This window comes from Brevibacillus gelatini, assembly GCF_003710935.1.
Taxonomy (GTDB): domain Bacteria; phylum Bacillota; class Bacilli; order Brevibacillales; family Brevibacillaceae; genus Brevibacillus; species Brevibacillus gelatini.
The window spans coordinates 29,580-45,397 of sequence record NZ_RHHS01000047.1; the positions used below are offsets into that span (position 1 = coordinate 29,580).

Here is a 15,818-nt window from a genome sequence, read left to right on the forward strand (position 1 = left end):
CAGGAGTCAGGAGAAAATATTGGCAATCATTCGGTATGTTTTGCTAAACTGGGAAAGATAGACAAGGAAAGGTTGATCGGGGAGGGATTACCGTGTTGGCGAAATACATGTTTCTTTTGCTTGCAAGCTTTGGGTTGCTTGCAACCGGTTCATTGGCCGGTGTGGCTACGGGCATGCAGCAGACCGTACCGGGCCAGATCGGAACAGATCAGGCGAATGCAGCGCAGGGGCAGACGCAAGCTTCGCTTGTCCACGTGTTCCAGAGCGGACAATGGCAACGGGACGCACTGGGCAAATTTTTGGGACAAGCCGTCAAGTCGTTCGACGATTATGCGTATTATCAGGCGGGGATTGCCGTCAAGTGGGATGAAAACGGGCAAGCGTTTGGCGTGTTGGCTGAGCCGGGCTACCAGGGAGAAATCGTTCCGGGCATCACCGTTCAGACGCCCAGGCAGGAGATTTTGCGCAAGCTGGGCACGCCAGCCTTCACTGAACAGGAATACGGGCTGATCGGCTATTCCTATCAGGATTACTACCTGTTTGTCACGTTTGACGAACAAAAAGTGAAGGCGTTTTCCCTCTATCGCCGCGATCGTGTGCCAGACGTGGGGGCGTTTGTCGATATGGCGCAGCATTTGCAAGCGTATGGAGAGAAGCTCGCTGAGCCGGCTGCTTCCGCTGCTTTTTCCATTTTTGGCGTCTGGGGCCAGCCTGACTTTACTTACCATCTGCACGGAATTGGCACGTATGCCTGGGAATATCCGTCGATTGGCATTGCCTACGACGGTGCGCCGGAAGAGGGGACATTGACGATCTACAGCAATTTCCCGGCAAAAGATGTGCTGTCTTCCCTGGCGAAGCTTCCCCATGTCAGCCTCTCTCCGGAAGATGCGCTCGTTGTGGCTGAAAAGCAGCGAATCGAGCAAGAAAAGGCCAATCTTGTAAAATTGAAAAGCGAGGGAATATTTTCGCCAGACCGAAAAACGGTGGCCGTCATCGACTCGGAAGGTTTGTACAGCTCCGCCAATATCCGTTTTTACGATTGGAAGGACAAGCCTGTCGCCCAGTTTTTCCCCGGGCATTTCGTGGAGAAAGTTGTCTGGTTGGACCACAGCTGGATCTATTATGAAACGATGAACGAAGCTGGTGTCTACCATGTCCCCACGCAAAAGGCAACTGCCATTTTGTCCTGGGACAAGCAGCAAGCGGTGCCGATCACGATGTTTGATGTCAATGAAACACAGCTCGATCTGGTGAAAAAGGAGATTGCGTTTGTGTGCGGGGACAAGCCAGAAAAAACGTACACGGTGCAATACCAGCTTGCCGGAGAGCGTATCCAACTTGACTGGAAAAAATGAAGCCGCATCTAGTCAGCGGATTGTTCGGCTTTCTTTTCCGCCAAATAGGCGCGCATGCCGCGTATGAACAGCTCGCGGATTACCTCTTGCTGTGTCTTGCTGCTGACGAGCGCGCGAATTTGCTCCAGCTCGGCTACCAGCTCGGAATCCAGGTGCAGGTTGACGGTCTTCCCTTTGTGGCGCGGGTGAATTTCCCCATGTCGGCCGCTCGCGTTGATCTGTCCGTCCACAACCGTGCGCGGATCGAGCTGCTTGGGGTCTGGTATATACAGGCATGGTGCCTCCAAAATAATATGGGTCAGTCCTTCGCTGAAACGGATCGCGAGGGGCTGCCCCTTTTTTTTGTGAAAATCGCGAATTTGTCGGGACAGCTCCTGATTGTCCGCATTATTTTCCAGCATGATAACGGCCAGTTCCATAGTGCCTCCTTACGGGAGAAACAAATCTTCTTCCGGTACTTGAAGCACGACTTCTCCCGTTGTCTCCAATTGAACGTCGTAAAAGAAGCGCAGGTCGCGGCGCGAAACGGCTGTGACCAATGCCCAGCCTGTGTCCCGGCAGGCATGACGGAAGCGCACACGGTCCAGCACTTCGTACGCGGGGGCGAGCAGCCCTTTTTCATACAAAAACGACAGTACTGTTTCGCGCGGGTACAGAAACCGCTTGTTCCCCTGTTTGCCCGCCAAAAGCGGAAAAGCTTCCCGTTCGTCCACACCTTCACCCAGGCAGCCGCGATCCGACCACCGTTTGATCGTGGCCATACTGCCGATGCGGACCTGTTTTTGCTCCAATAACGCAAGAATTTCCCGTGAAGACATGTACGCTTTGCGCTGCGCCAACTGCTCGTGATAGCATTGTTGCTCGTTTTCCAGTTCGGCAAGCTGCATGGTCAGCTCTGCCATTTGCTGTTTGATTTGCGCGATCTTGCTGGCGTAGTCTTTCATCCTGACAGACTCCTTGACAGACGTGGTTACTGTTAGCCTATTCGGGTGTGAAATCATTCATGACTGCGAGCGGCGATTGATTGCACGAAAAACATATGTCGATAGGAAACGAAACAATCATAAAACGGCGCTGCTGCACATTGATTAATAGCAAGCATCTTATTTCCGCTGGCAAGGAGGCTGTGTATGGATGAGCGTCCCGTACGACTTGCAAAAAAATTTCAGCGAAGTGGTGAGCGCCTTAAAGCCGAAGGAAGCGATTGATGAAGCGAATCGTTGTCTGTTTTGCTACGACGCACCCTGTATCAAGGCTTGCCCCACGTCGATTGACATTCCGATGTTCATTCGCAAGATCGCAACAGGCAATCTGCTCGGCTCCGCGAGGACGATCATGGAAGCCAATCCGGTTGGGGCAAGCTGTGCGCGCGTATGTCCGACAGAGGAACTGTGCGAAGGAGCCTGTGTGCTCAATCACGCCTCCAGACCGATTATGATCGGGCTGCTTCAGCGCCATGCGACAGACTGGGCGATCCGCAACAACGTGACCTTGTTTGAAAAAGGGGAGCCAAACGGCAAGCGGGTGGCGATTGTCGGAGCGGGGCCAGCCGGACTGTCGGCGGCGCGGGAGCTTGCCCGGCTTGGCTATGCGGTCACGATCTACGAGGCAAAAGAAAAAGCGGGCGGGCTGAACACATACGGCATCGTGTCCTTCCGGCTGCCGCAGGAAATCCCGCTCTGGGAGGTTGAGCAGGTCGAGGCCTTGGGCGTTACCATCAAGACGAACACGCGCGTTGGCGTTGACATCATGCCAGACGAGCTGGTTGAGAGTTACGATTCGGTCCTGCTGGCAGTCGGCATGGGCAGCGTGCCTGCCTTGCACATCCCCGGAGAAGAGCTGGAAGGAGTATTGGACGCGATTGCCTTGGTGGAGGAAACTAAGACCAGGCCGCTTTCTACAGAGATGGTCGGCAAAAAAGTGGTCGTGATCGGCGCGGGAAATACAGCGATTGATGCTGCGACCTGTTCAAAGCGGCTGGGAGCAGACCATGTGCAGATTTTGTACCGCAGAACGGCTCAGGAAATGAACTGCTACCAGTTCGAGTACGAGTTTGCCAAGCAGGATGGCGTAGAGTTTCGCTGGCTCGTGGCCCCGAAGCGCGTTTTGGGAAACAACGGGCGCGTGACGGGGCTCGAGCTGATCCGGATGGAGCTGGGTGAGCCGGATGCGAAAGGCCGAAAACGCCCGGTACCGATTCCGGGGAGCGAGTTTTCCATCGAGGTCGACTTTGTGGTCAAAGCGATTGGCCAAAACCGCCACGTGGCCTTGGTTGAGCAGTTTGGCCTGCAGCATGAAAACGGCATCGTCAGCGTCGAGGAAGGCACGTACCGGACTTCGCACCCGAAAGTGTTTGCCGCAGGGGATGTCATTTTTGGCGGAGGAAAAACGGATGCGATGGTCGTCGACGCGGCCAATCACGGAAAGCGTGCCGCTCATGCGATTGACAAGGCGATCCGCGACCAGAAACAGCCTGTTTAGGGAATCAATATACAGAACATTCTGACCTTGTTTTGCAAGCGCTTTATTGCAGAGTGTGAGTCTGGCAGGGGAGTACGGCGTGCCTGTGGCAGCGCCAAAAAGATGGAGGAGAGCAATCATGGCCGATCTTTCTATCAATCTGGCAGGGATTCAATCCCCGAATCCGTTCTGGCTGGCATCCGCGCCGCCGACGAACTCGGGGTACCAGGTCCAGCGGGCTTTTGAAGCGGGCTGGGGCGGAGCCGTCTGGAAAACGCTCGGGGAGCCGATCATCAACGTCTCGTCGCGGTTCGCCGGACTGACTTTTGGCGGGCAGCGGGTATTCGGGTTCAACAACATCGAGCTGATTACCGACAAACCGCTTGAGGTCAATCTGAAGGAAATGGATGAGACGAAAAAACGGTTTCCCAAGCATACGCTGATCGCCTCGCTCATGGTCGAGCACAAGCGGGAGGCGTGGCATGAAATCGTCAAAAAAGTGGAGGCAATCGGCGTCGATGGTCTGGAGCTGAACTTCGGCTGTCCGCACGGCATGGCGGAGCGGGGCATGGGTTCAGCTGTCGGGCAGCACCCCGATCTGATCCGTCAGCAGGTCGAATGGGTCAAAGAAGTTGCAAAGACGCCTGTCATCGTCAAGCTTACCCCGAACATTACCGACATTCGCTTTACCGCCAGGGCGGCTGCGGAAGGCGGAGCCGACGCGATCAGCATGATTAACACGATCAACAGCCTGATGGGCGTCGATCTGGACAAATGGCTGCCGATTCCGCACGTCGATGGAAAAGGAGCGCATGGCGGCTATTGCGGGCCAGCGGTAAAGCCGATTGCCCTGAACATGGTCGCTGAATGTGCCCGCGACCCGTTTGTAGGCGTGCCGATTTCCGGCATCGGCGGGATTTCCAACTGGCGGGATGCGGTCGAATTTTTGCTCATGGGAGCAACCGGTGTGCAAGTATGCACAGCTGCGATGCACCACGGCTTTCGGATCGTGGAAGACATGATCGACGGCTTGAACAACTACCTCGACCAGCGCGGTATTGCCTCGGTCATGGACATCGTCGGCAAGGCCGTGCACACGTATTCGGATTGGGGCAACCTGAACCTGAACTACAAGGTGGTCGCCCGCATCCATGAAGAAACCTGTATCCACTGCAACAAATGTCATATCGCCTGCGAGGACACCTCCCATCAGTGCATTGAGATCGTAAGGGACGATGCGACGGGGAAGGAGCGGCTGGTGGTGCGCGAGGAAGACTGCGTCGGCTGCAACCTGTGCTCCATCGTCTGTCCGGTGGAAGGAACAATCGAGATGGTGGAGATTCCGACAGGCAAGCCGCCGCTTTCCTGGAACCAGCGCCAGGCGGCCTTGGCGGGCGGGGGCAGCTGCGAGACGTGAACAACAGGCTGTATGGCATGAAGAGGACATCGGCGGCATAAGCATGTACGAGGGAAGTGTTGTCTCATTCATGCACGCCAGGGAAAGGAGCGAGGAAGGTCATGAAAAAATGGATTCGCAACGGCACGATTGTGACCGCGTCAGACACGTATCAGGCAGACGTGCTGATCGACGGCGAAAAGGTAGTCGCGATCGGCACGGACCTGCAAGCCACGGATGCAGAGGTCATCGACGCAACCGGGTACTATGTGCTTCCGGGCGGGATCGATCCGCACACGCACCTTGACATGCCGTTTGGCGGCACGGTGACATCGGATAACTTTTTCACCGGAACAAAAGCTGCTGCATTCGGGGGGACGACGAGCATCATTGACTTTTGCCTGACGAGCAAAGGCGAGTCGCTCCACTCCGCAATTGCGACCTGGCACGAAAAAGCGAGGGGCAAAGCCGTCATTGACTACGGCTTTCACCTGATGGTGTCCGATGCCAACGACCACGTGCTGGAAGAACTGGAGTCGGTCGTGAACAACGAGGGAATTACCTCGCTCAAAGTGTTCATGGCGTACAAAAATGTGCTGATGGCCGACGACGAGACTTTGTTCAAGACGCTGATCCGCGCGCGTGAGCTGGGGGCATTGGTCCAGGTGCATGCGGAGAACGGAGATGTGATCGATTATTTGACGAGGAAGGCGCTGGCCCAAGGGAATACCGATCCGATCTACCACGCCTACACCCGGCCGCCTGAAGCGGAGGGAGAGGCGACCGGACGCGCTATTGCCCTCACCGCGCTGGCGGATGCGCAGTTGTACGTCGTGCACGTTTCCTGCGCCGATGCCGTCCGCCGCATTGCCGAAGCGCGCGAAAAAGGCTGGAACGTCTACGGCGAAACATGTCCGCAATATTTGGTGCTCGATATTACCGCACTCGAAAAGCCGGACTTCCAAGGGGCGAAATACGTCTGGTCTCCGCCGCTGCGGGAAAAGTGGAACCAGGACGTACTGTGGAGCGCCCTGAAAAACGGCATTTTGCAAACCGTCGGCTCCGACCATTGCGCGTTCAACTTCTCCGGGCAAAAAGAACTGGGCCGCGGAGATTTTACGAAAATTCCGAATGGCGGACCGATCATCGAGGACCGCATGACCATTCTCTTTTCCGAAGGCGTCCGCAAAGGAAAAATCAGTCTGAACCAATTCGTGGACATCACCTCCACCAAGGTCGCCAAGCTGTTCGGCATGTTTCCGCAAAAAGGCACGATTGCAGTCGGCTCCGATGCGGACATCGTTTTGTTCGACCCGACTGCGGAGCGGACGATCTCAGTGGAGACACACCATATGAATGTCGACTACAACCCGTTTGAGGGCATGCAAGTATGCGGCGATGTCATTTCCGTCCTGTCCCGCGGCTCGTTCGTCGTCCGCGACAAGCAGTTCGTCGGCCATGCCGGGGCGGGCCGCTTCGTGAAGCGTTCGACATTTGCCAGACCATAGCTGTTCAAAATGCTTGGGTGAGGAGGAGCAAGATGGCAGATAAAGTGACAATCGGTCTGATTCAGGCCAAAAACGACGTGCACGGCGATGAACCTGTTCATCTCCACAAGGAAAAAGCAATCGAGAAGCATGTGAAAATGGTGCGGGAGGCGGCTGGCAAAGGGGCGCAAATCATCTGTCTGCAGGAAATTTTTTACGGCCCTTATTTTTGTGCGGAACAAAGCACGAAATGGTACGACGCGGCGGAAGAGGTGCCGAACGGACCGACTGTGCAGCAGTTTTCCGCGCTGGCCAAGGAGCTCGGAACCGTTCTGATCTTGCCCGTATATGAAAAGGTTGGCATCGGCACGTATTACAATACGGCAGCCGTCATTGATGCAGACGGCACGTACCTGGGCAAGTACCGCAAGCAGCACATCCCGCATGTCGGGGTGGGCAGCAGCGGCTGCGGCTTCTGGGAAAAGTTTTACTTCAAGCCGGGAAACCTGGGCTACCCGGTGTTCGATACGGCTTTTGCCAAAGTAGGCGTGTACATCTGCTACGACCGCCACTTCCCGGAAGGGGCGCGGCTGCTTGGCCTAAATGGCGCGGAAATCGTCTTCAATCCTTCCGCTACCGTCGCCGGACTGTCCGAGTATTTGTGGAAGCTCGAACAGCCCGCACACGCGGTGGCAAACGGCTACTACGTCGCCGCCATTAATCGCGTGGGGACGGAAGCGCCGTGGAACATGGGGGAATTTTACGGACAGTCCTACCTCGTCGATCCGCGCGGACAGTTTGTCGCTGTCGGCAGCCGCGACCAGGACGAGGTGATCGTGGCGGACATGGATCGCGAAAAGATCAGGGAAGTGCGGGATACGTGGCAATTTTTCCGCGATCGTCGCCCGGAGACGTACGGCGATATGGTCAAATTGCTGCCGTAAAACAAAGGTGAGGGAGACGCCAGACACGCGTCTTCCTCCTTTTCGCATCTCGGCCTGACTGTTGTTCACGAAAAACGGCAAAAAGGAGCGGCCAGATAATGAAGCAGACGGTTTATCGGGGAGTCGAGTACGAAGAAGCGCTGCGGGTCGTCAAGGCGCAGCGCTACGAACGGGCAGAACGCCGCCAGTTTACCAACGGAGCGAGTGCGAAGGCGGTGTTTGGAGCGGGTGTCTATCTGGTGAGCAATCCGCTTGTGGCCGCCCAGTACGCGATCTGTCACGCCGAGACGATCGGGGACAAAGCAGCAGTGCTAAAGCAACAGCTCGCTTTGCCGGGACTTTTCTGTTTGGACGAGCGCTACGGCGAAAATGAGCTGCGCAACGAGGCGCTGCAGCACAGACATGGCGCGGAGGAACTGGAGCGGCGCGCCGCTGGGCTTTCGTACGAGGAATGGCTGGAATGGACCGGGGATGAGGTGCGGGCTTACGTGCTTGCCTGTGGATACCGGGGGATTCGCTATCGGATCAGCCCGGAGCTTACGTACTATGTTTGCTATGAGCCTGATTCGCAAATTGAAGACATTACGCTTCTTTCGGTGCTTGAAGTGTGAGAGATCAACCGAGGCGATCGACGGATGGAGCGCAGTACGGGGACGATGAGACTGTCATAAAAAGGTCCAGGTTGCCAGTGTGTTTCGGCATTGTACCGGGACACACTGGTTGGGACGTTTACCTTTTATGGCGGATCCATGAAAGTTCTGCTTAAAGCTTCCGCTTCGGATGTATGGTTTCTATTTTCTTTTCCGGCATCATGATTTTCATGATAATAGATTTTCTTTTTGCGCTGTCTGTCAGCCACATAGCCAAGAACAAGCACGGGTACGACAAAAGCCAAAATGATTCCCCAAAACATGCCATAACCTCCTTGTCAAACGTTACTTTTTCCATAACATCCTATGATGAAACATTTCTCAGGATTTCTGTTCGCATGACAATCCGTCTGAAAAAAAGCCCCCTCCAGGTACCAGTGTCGAACCAAGCTTGGGAAACTTGGTCTTGCTCACTGTCTACCTGAAAGGGGTAGTGAACAGGTGTCATTTTTTATCCTGCTTCCGTTTCAGGAAGCGCGCGACTCCTGGGCTTGTGACGTGATCTGGTCGTACTCTTTTTGGCTCAAGATCGAGGCGTCGTTTTTCATCATCCACGTGTAGATCGCAAGCGAGATTAGTAGCCCGACCGTCCAGGCGTTGTCCCAGATGAGATGGAGGCCGGGAATGAACTTGCTGATAAACGGAATGGCAATCCCGATCAGCATCGCCCAGATCGCTCTTACGTTAAACCCTGTCTTGTAGGCGTACATGCCGTTATGTTTGTACAGCTCTACCAGGTGAATGCGCCGTTTGCGTACGAGCCAGTAGTCCGCAATCGCAATCCCGTCAATCGGGCCAAGCAGTGCGCCATACGTGCCGAGCCAGAGGAAAATGTAATTGCTGAAATTTTCCAAAATATACCAAGGCTGCATGAGCAGGGAGACGACTCCCGCGATAATCGCTCCGGCTTCGTAGGAGAGTCGGCGTGGCGCGAGATTTTCCACGGCACGGGCGGGGGCGACGATGTTGGCGGCTACATTGGTAGTCAAGGTAGCAAGAACGATCCCGATTGTGCCAAGGAAGATGGCGAATGGCGAGAACTTGGCCAGGACGGCGGCTGGGTCCCAAAGGGCTTCTCCGTAGATCACCACGGTAGCGGAGGCAACGGCTACCCCGATAAAGGAGAAGAAACCCATGGTCGTCGGCAGAGAAGAGGATTGCCCAACGATTTGCGCTTTTTGACTTTTGGCGTAACGGCAGAAGTCGGGAATATTGAGCGCCATGGTTGCCCAGAAGGCGATTGCTCCTGTCAGGGCCGGGAAAAAGACTTGCAAAAATTCGCCAATCGAGGTGAATTTGGAAGGAGCGGAGAGCATCGGGCCCCATCCGCCTGCTTTGGTCAAAGCCCATACGAGCAAGGCGAGACTCATGATAATTAGAATCGGCGCTGCCCAGGCTTCCATCTTTTTGATGGTTTCCGGACCGCGATAGGCGACCCATACGTTCAGGAGCCAAAAACCGAAAAAGGAGATCCACAGATGGCCGGGGACACTGGCCCAGTCTGACATCGACATGAGCAGCGTATCGATGGCGGCACCGCCAAACCAACAGTTGATGCCAAACCAGCCGGCTCCGATCAGGCCGCGGGCGACTGCCGGGATGTGTGCGCCTTTGGAGCCGAACCAGAGTCGGGCGAACACAGGGTAGGGGATGCCGAATTTCGTTCCGGCATGAGAGTTGAGAAGAATAGGAATAAGGACAATGCAGTTTCCGAGAATAATGGTCAAAATCGCCTGCCACCAGCTCATGCCCAACGAGATCAGCCCGGCTGCCATCGCGTACGTGGGAAGACAGATCGACATTCCGATCCAAAGGCTGGCAAAGTTGTACGCCGTCCACGAATGCTCAGCTTTGGTAGTCGGCCGCAGCCCTTCATTATAGAGCGAGCTGTGACTGATGAGCTCTTCCCCTTCTTTTGTCAGGGTGACGATTCCATTTACTTCTTCCTGCGTCTTCATTTTTTCCCTCCTTTTTATTGACAAAATCACTCGTATTCTGACAACTGCCCCCAGGTTGTCTGAAATACAAGTTGTAACATTATATTGGGGGAAGGAAGACCTAATTCCAGCTTTTTTCCTGGGTAAAAAAGAACGTCCGGAACAGTTCGTTCCAGACGTACAGCAGGTGGCCATGCTATGCTTTTGGGAAATATTCGTTCCAGCGTTTGTCGACCAGTGCCGAAATTTCCGGCAGTGTCTCTACTTCATCCGGATAGAAAGGCTTCATCCGCGCATCGACGACCAGCGGCCCTTCATAACGGATTTTGTTGCGGACAATCGTCGATTTGGCGTACAGATCGTGGGCCGGGTCGAAGCGAGTGAACACGGTCCACAGGAAGCTGCTTTGCTTCTCGGCAATTGCCGCATCATCCACGATGCAGATCATCGGCCATTCCGCGAGATGTTCGTTGAGATAGGGCAGCAGCTCTTCGCCCAGCTCCGGTCTATCGTGGAAGCTCGGCCCGGAAATGACCAGACATCCGGGGCAAAAAGCGCGAATATCGGTCATGCCTGGGATGCCTTGTCCTTTGTACTCGCGCGGCAGCTCACGGACCGGATCGCCGATGCCCAGCATGATCCCTTTGGAGCCGTGGTTCAGCTTCCGTCCCGTATAGTCCAACGTATCGTTCGACGTATCGTTGACGATCAACAGGTCGCGCTCCGGCTGGAAGCGTGCCAGGATGATTTCGAGAAATTGCTTGAAGTTGCCGAGGTCACACGGCTCATCTGTCACCATCAAAAACTTGGTCAAGGTGAGCTGGCCTTCTCCCATGATGCGGAAAGCGTGTGCCATCGCTTCCTTATAGTAGCTTTCGCGCACAATCGCGCCGGCGAGCGCGTGGAAGCCTGTCTCGCCATAGGTCCAGAGCGCCTTGACACCCGGCATGACGACCGGGAATAACGGGGAAAGCAGTCGCTGCAAGTATTCCCCGATGTAGTAGTCCTCCTGGCGCGGCTTTCCGACGACAGTTGCCGGATAGATTGCGTCCTTGCGGTGCCACATTTGCTTCACGTTGAACACCGGGAAGTCATGTGCCCAGGAGTAATAGCCGAAGTGATCGCCAAAAGGCCCCTCAGGCCGTCTGATGTGCGGCGGAACTTCTCCTGCGAACACAAACTCGGCCTCCGCAACGATGCGGTGCGGATGGTTCGGCACCTCTGTCATTTTCAGCTTGTCGCCCATCAACAGCGAGGCGAAAACCAGCTCCGGCACCATTTCGGGCAGAGGCGCGATTGCGGAGACGATCAGGGCAGGCGGGCCGCCGATTGTCAGCGTAACAGGCAGTGGCTGGTTTCGTTTTTCCGCTTCGTGGTAGTGGAAGCCGCCGCCTTTTTGAATTTGCCAGTGCATGCCTGTCGTGTTTTTGTCGTAAATCTGGATGCGGTACATGCCCAGGTTGTGCTCTTTTGTCTCAGGGTGCTCTGTATACACCAAAGGCAAGGTGACGAACGGACCGCCATCCAGGTGCCAGCTGGTCAGGGCAGGCAGTTTGGTCATGTCGACATCGGTTGTTGCGATTTGCGTCACAGGCGCTTGGGAGGCAGGCACGGTTTTGGTACCGGTGCGCATGACTTCCAGGAGCGGCTGGCGCAGCTCCCACAAGCCGGAGAGCTTTGGCGGCAACAGCTTGTCCATCCCGTGCACCAGGCTGCGGACAACCGCCTCGGGCTTAGGCCCAAACGCCATGTCGACCCGCTCTACGGTCCCGAACAGGTTCGTGACCACGGGAAACGATTTTCCTTTTACATTGGTGAACAGCAGAACAGGTCCGCCGTCTTCAATCACTCTGCGATGAATCTCGGCCAGCTCCAGATAGGGATCGACTGGTGCGTCAATCTCCACGACTTGTCCGGCGCGGCGCAATTGTTCTATGAACGAACGAAGGTTCGCGTGCATCTGTAGATACCTCCACATCCCCGTAATTCCCTTTTAACTGTACACGAACAATAGCAATGAAGCTACCTTTTTATCCGCTCGGGATGGTAAGATGAAGCTGGAGGTGAGCGATTTGTGACCACAGCCGGAAAAGTATTGTCTTTGCAAACGAGAATGATCTTGCTCATTACCATCGGAATTATTTTGATTATTTCGTCAGTTGGTGCCGTGTTCTCGTCCATCGTGGCCTCGTCGATTGAGGAGCAGATCGGGAAAAGGGCGCTGAGCGTAGCCAAAATCGTCGCCCACGACCCCGAACTGCGCGGGGCTTTTCAAAGCAGTTCGCCGTCCGAGCTGATCCAGCCGATTGCAGAAAACGTCCGGCTGCAAACCGGAGCGGAATTTGTCGTCGTCGGCAACCGGGACGGCATCCGCTATTCGCATCCGCTGCCTGACCGCATCGGCAAGTCGATGGTCGGCGGAGACAATGAGCCGGGACTGATCTATGGCCAGTCGTACATTTCCAAGGCGATTGGGAGCTTGGGTCCATCCTTGCGCGGCAAGGTGCCGATTCGCGACGACAATGGCGCGGTGATCGGCATCGTGTCGGTCGGTTTTTTGCTGGAGGACATTGAGGAAGCCATCGACGATTATCAAGAAAAGGTTTTCCTCATCACGCTGATTGCGCTCGTCTGCGGGATTGCTTTTGCCATCGGGCTGAGCCGCTATTTGAAAAGGCTGACGCTCGGGCTGGAGCCGGAAGAAATCGCCGCTTTGTACGTGGAGCGCAACGCCGTTCTCGAATCCGTCCGGGAAGGAATCGTCGCGATTGACCGGAACAGCGAGATCACGATGATGAACAAGGCCGCGATCCGCATACTCGAATTGCCGGAGGAAGACATTCAACGCAAGCACATTTTGGACGTGCTGCCGGATAGCCGCATGCCGGAGGTGCTGGAAACCGGGGAACAGCAGCTCGACCGCGAAACAATCACGAGCGGCAAAGAAATTATCGTAAACCGCCTGCCGATCAAGCTCGGGGACAAAATCGTCGGTGTCGTCAGCAGCTTTCGCCCGAAGTCGGAGATTGACAAGCTGACCTCGGAGCTGTCACAAGTCCGGCGCTATGCCGATGTGCTGCGCGCCCAGACGCACGAGTTTCACAACTTGCTGTACACGATCTCCGGGCTGTTGCAGCTCGGCTCCGTGCAGGAGGCGATTGAACTGATAACGAGCGAGACAACGGCACAGGAAGAATTGCTCTTGTTCGTGGCAAGACGAATTCCGGATCCGATGATTGGCGCGCTTTTACTGGGCATGCACAACCGGGCCAAAGAACTGAAAATCCAGCTCGTGATCGATCAGGACAGCCATCTTAAAGTGCTGCCGGCACATATCAACCGCCAGCAGGTGATCGTGCTGCTCGGCAATTTGCTGCAAAACGCGCTGGAAGCGGTTAATGATGCAGCCGTTTCGCAAAAGCGCGTCGACGTGTATCTGGCGGACACGGAAGAAGAGCTGCTGTTTGAAATTGCCGATTCCGGGCCGGGGGTGCCCGATGAATGGCGCGAGAAAATTTTTGCCTACGGTTTTTCGACGAAAGAAGGCGAGGACCGGGGACTTGGTTTGGCAAAAGTGCGCGGAATCGCCGAAGAGATGGGCGGCTACATTGTCGTCGGAAAAAGCGACTGGGGCGGTGCGCTGTTCACCGTTTCCTTGCCGAAAGAAGGGAGGATTGGCAGTGAAGAAGCTTGAAGTGCTGATCGTCGAGGACGATTTGCGGATTATCGACATTAACCGAAGATTCGTGAACAAGATCGAGGGATTCGAAGTGATTGCCACCGCCACCAACGGCAGTGACGCCAAAGAGCTGCTCGCTGTCACACGCCCCGATCTGGTGCTTTTGGACGTGTATTTGCCCGATATGCTGGGAACCGAGCTGGTCTGGTACATCCGCCAGCACTATCGCGAGGTGGACATCATCATGATTACGGCTGCGAAGGAGATGGAGATGGTCCAGGAAGCGCTTAGGGGCGGCGTTTTTGACTACATCGTCAAGCCGCTGGTCTTCGAGCGTTTCCGCGAGCGGCTGGAGAGCTATCGCGCCCATGTGGCCCGGACGGAAGCGGCGACAGAAGTCGATCAGGATGTCATCGACCAGATGCTGACCAGGCGTCCGCTCAACCCAAAACAGCGCGAGTTAGCCGTGCCAAAAGGCATTGACCAGCTGACCCTGGAAAAAGTCATCGAGGCGATCAGGCAGACAGGCGACAAAGGCGTCTCCGCAGAAGAGATCGGCCGCGAGATCGGCACCAGTCGGACGACAGCCCGCCGCTATCTGGAGCATCTGGTGCAGGAAAAAAAGGCGAGAGCCGAACTGATTTACGGCAGTGTTGGCAGGCCAGAGCGAAAGTACCGCTTTTTGCCTGAGCGGGCATGAACAAAATGAACAAAAAGTTGTTAATTTTCTAAATGTATCTTATGTTCGAAAACTATCCCCGAAAGACCCGGCATGATACGTTAATGGCAAGCGTGATACCGCTTACAAAAACGACGGGTTCGAGGGGGTTTTTTGTTTGAAAATGAAAAAAAGTGCACTCATTGTTTTGTCCGCTTTCCTTACGCTCGCGCTGGCCGCCTGTGGCGGGGCGAACAGCAGCTCGTCCGGCTCGGGAGCGCAGCCGGCGTCTACCGCATCCAGCTATCCGGAGAAGCCGATTGTGTTCGTCGCTCCATCCGGGGCAGGCGGAGGCTGGGACAAGACAGCCCGCTCGCTTGCCAAGGTACTCGCCGAGAGCAAGCTGGTGACGGAAGCGATTACGGTAGAAAACAAACCAGGCGGCGGCGGGACCGTCTTCATGGCGGAATACGTCAGCAAGGACAAAGGCAACCCTTACAAGCTGTTTGTCAGCTCTCCGCCGATTCTCATCAACCATAACAAAAAAGAGGGGAACAGTCCGTTCGGCTTCCAGCATGTGACGCCGCTTGCGCAAATGACGAAAGATTTCGGCGCCCTGGTCGTGCGCGCCGACTCGCCGTACCAGGATATGAAAAGCTTTTTGGACGATTTGAAAAAAGACCCGACAAAAATGACGCTGGCTGGCGGTTCGGCTCCGGGCTCGATGGACCATCTCGTCAGCGTGTTGCCAGCAGCCAAATACGGCATTGACCCGAAAACGGTCAAGTACGTTTCCTATGACGGCGGCGGAGAAGCGATTGCGGCACTGCTTGGCGGCAATGCCGACATGATCGCGACCGATGCCTCCGGCGTAGGCGAATACGTGAAGGCAGGCAAGGTTCGCGTGCTCGGTGTCACGTCAACAGAGCGGATGAGCGGCGATTTGAAAGACGTTCCGACTTTGCAGGAGCAAGGAATCGATGCGACCTTTACGATCTGGCGCGGTGTATTTGGTCCGGCTGACATGCCTGCAGATGCCAAGGCGTATTGGGACGCCAAATTGAAAGAGCTGTCGGAGAGCGAAGCGTGGAAGAAGGAGCTTGCTGCAAACGGCTGGGAGAGCGAATACAAGGACGCGGCGGCCTTCACGGCGTTCTTGGAGGAGCAGGATCAGCTCGTCAAAGAACTGTTGAACTCGCTTGGCATGGCGAAATAGGGAGAGGGCACTCCTCTCCTTTTTTCCCCGCTT

14 protein-coding genes are annotated in these 15,818 nt (G+C 55.5%); 9 read left to right on the forward strand and 5 right to left on the reverse strand.

The features are described from left to right. Positions 1-92: 92 nt before the first annotated feature. Complete coding sequence (locus EDM57_RS18950; protein WP_122906259.1) at positions 93-1,358, forward strand: hypothetical protein; 1,266 nt, start codon at positions 93-95, stop codon at positions 1,356-1,358. Between the two features lie 8 nt (positions 1,359-1,366). Here the strand turns inward: EDM57_RS18950 and EDM57_RS18955 are convergent, their stop codons facing one another. Further along, positions 1,367-1,777 (reverse strand): hypothetical protein, encoded by a 411-nt coding sequence (locus tag EDM57_RS18955; RefSeq protein ID WP_122906260.1) that lies wholly within the window; start codon positions 1,775-1,777, stop codon positions 1,367-1,369. Positions 1,778-1,786: 9 nt separating this feature from the next. Continuing rightward, complete coding sequence (locus EDM57_RS18960) at positions 1,787-2,302, reverse strand: hypothetical protein (RefSeq protein WP_122906261.1); 516 nt, start codon at positions 2,300-2,302, stop codon at positions 1,787-1,789. 190 nt (positions 2,303-2,492) lie between these two features. Here EDM57_RS18960 and EDM57_RS18965 point away from each other — a divergent pair, with 190 nt between their 5' ends. The 5 genes from EDM57_RS18965 (at position 2,493) to EDM57_RS18985 (ending at position 8,256) form a co-directional block, all read left to right on the forward strand. Further along, positions 2,493-3,839, forward strand: a complete 1,347-nt coding sequence (locus EDM57_RS18965; RefSeq protein WP_122906262.1) for an NAD(P)-dependent oxidoreductase — start codon at positions 2,493-2,495, stop codon at positions 3,837-3,839. A 118-nt stretch (positions 3,840-3,957) separates the two neighbouring features. After that, entirely contained in the window at positions 3,958-5,235 is a 1,278-nt protein-coding gene (gene preA, locus EDM57_RS18970; protein WP_122906263.1) for an NAD-dependent dihydropyrimidine dehydrogenase subunit PreA, read from the forward strand. A 101-nt stretch (positions 5,236-5,336) separates the two neighbouring features. Next, complete coding sequence (hydA, locus tag EDM57_RS18975) at positions 5,337-6,722, forward strand: dihydropyrimidinase (RefSeq protein WP_122906264.1); 1,386 nt, start codon at positions 5,337-5,339, stop codon at positions 6,720-6,722. Positions 6,723-6,754: 32 nt separating this feature from the next. Beyond that, complete coding sequence (locus tag EDM57_RS18980) at positions 6,755-7,645, forward strand: nitrilase-related carbon-nitrogen hydrolase (protein WP_122906265.1); 891 nt, start codon at positions 6,755-6,757, stop codon at positions 7,643-7,645. Between the two features lie 98 nt (positions 7,646-7,743). Beyond that, complete coding sequence (locus EDM57_RS18985; RefSeq protein WP_122906266.1) at positions 7,744-8,256, forward strand: hypothetical protein; 513 nt, start codon at positions 7,744-7,746, stop codon at positions 8,254-8,256. A gap of 125 nt (positions 8,257-8,381) precedes the next feature. Here the strand turns inward: EDM57_RS18985 and EDM57_RS23450 are convergent, their stop codons facing one another. From EDM57_RS23450 to EDM57_RS18995, 3 genes are all read right to left on the reverse strand, one after another. Continuing rightward, a complete protein-coding gene (locus tag EDM57_RS23450) occupies positions 8,382-8,558 on the reverse strand; it encodes a hypothetical protein (protein ID WP_170163476.1) in 177 nt (58 codons plus the stop codon). A gap of 204 nt (positions 8,559-8,762) precedes the next feature. Continuing rightward, positions 8,763-10,253: an NCS1 family nucleobase:cation symporter-1 gene (locus EDM57_RS18990; RefSeq protein WP_122906267.1), complete on the reverse strand. Its 1,491-nt coding sequence runs from the start codon at positions 10,251-10,253 to the stop codon at positions 8,763-8,765. A gap of 175 nt (positions 10,254-10,428) precedes the next feature. Then, the gene (locus EDM57_RS18995) at positions 10,429-12,192 is read right to left on the reverse strand and encodes a UbiD family decarboxylase (protein ID WP_122906268.1); all 1,764 of its coding nucleotides are present in this window, start codon (positions 12,190-12,192) and stop codon (positions 10,429-10,431) included. Between the two features lie 153 nt (positions 12,193-12,345). Between EDM57_RS18995 and EDM57_RS19000 the strand changes: the two genes are divergently transcribed. From EDM57_RS19000 to EDM57_RS19010, 3 genes are all read left to right on the forward strand, one after another. Further along, positions 12,346-13,926, forward strand: coding sequence for an ATP-binding protein (locus EDM57_RS19000; protein WP_425455821.1), 1,581 nt, complete (start codon positions 12,346-12,348; stop codon positions 13,924-13,926). Continuing rightward, positions 13,913-14,611 carry a response regulator gene (locus EDM57_RS19005; protein ID WP_122906270.1) on the forward strand — a complete coding sequence of 233 codons (699 nt, stop codon included), beginning with the start codon at positions 13,913-13,915 and terminating at the stop codon, positions 14,609-14,611. Before EDM57_RS19000 ends, EDM57_RS19005 begins: the two co-directional genes overlap by 14 nt. Before the next feature lie 142 nt (positions 14,612-14,753). After that, positions 14,754-15,785: a tripartite tricarboxylate transporter substrate binding protein gene (locus tag EDM57_RS19010; protein ID WP_122906336.1), complete on the forward strand. Its 1,032-nt coding sequence runs from the start codon at positions 14,754-14,756 to the stop codon at positions 15,783-15,785. The last annotated feature ends 33 nt before the right edge of the window (positions 15,786-15,818 follow it).

Coding starts and splice junctions, on each gene's coding strand:
- EDM57_RS18955 (WP_122906260.1), bottom strand. CDS start 1,777: ATGGAACTGGCCGTTATCATGCTGGAAAATAATGCGGACAATCAGGAG.
- EDM57_RS18960 (WP_122906261.1), bottom strand. CDS start 2,302: ATGAAAGACTACGCCAGCAAGATCGCGCAAATCAAACAGCAAATGGCA.
- EDM57_RS18965 (WP_122906262.1), top strand. CDS start 2,493: ATGAGCGTCCCGTACGACTTGCAAAAAAATTTCAGCGAAGTGGTGAGC.
- preA (WP_122906263.1), top strand. CDS start 3,958: ATGGCCGATCTTTCTATCAATCTGGCAGGGATTCAATCCCCGAATCCG.
- hydA (WP_122906264.1), top strand. CDS start 5,337: ATGAAAAAATGGATTCGCAACGGCACGATTGTGACCGCGTCAGACACG.
- EDM57_RS18980 (WP_122906265.1), top strand. CDS start 6,755: ATGGCAGATAAAGTGACAATCGGTCTGATTCAGGCCAAAAACGACGTG.
- EDM57_RS18985 (WP_122906266.1), top strand. CDS start 7,744: ATGAAGCAGACGGTTTATCGGGGAGTCGAGTACGAAGAAGCGCTGCGG.
- EDM57_RS23450 (WP_170163476.1), bottom strand. CDS start 8,558: ATGTTTTGGGGAATCATTTTGGCTTTTGTCGTACCCGTGCTTGTTCTT.
- EDM57_RS18990 (WP_122906267.1), bottom strand. CDS start 10,253: ATGAAGACGCAGGAAGAAGTAAATGGAATCGTCACCCTGACAAAAGAA.
- EDM57_RS18995 (WP_122906268.1), bottom strand. CDS start 12,192: ATGCACGCGAACCTTCGTTCGTTCATAGAACAATTGCGCCGCGCCGGA.
- EDM57_RS19000 (WP_425455821.1), top strand. CDS start 12,346: ATGATCTTGCTCATTACCATCGGAATTATTTTGATTATTTCGTCAGTT.
- EDM57_RS19010 (WP_122906336.1), top strand. CDS start 14,754: ATGAAAAAAAGTGCACTCATTGTTTTGTCCGCTTTCCTTACGCTCGCG.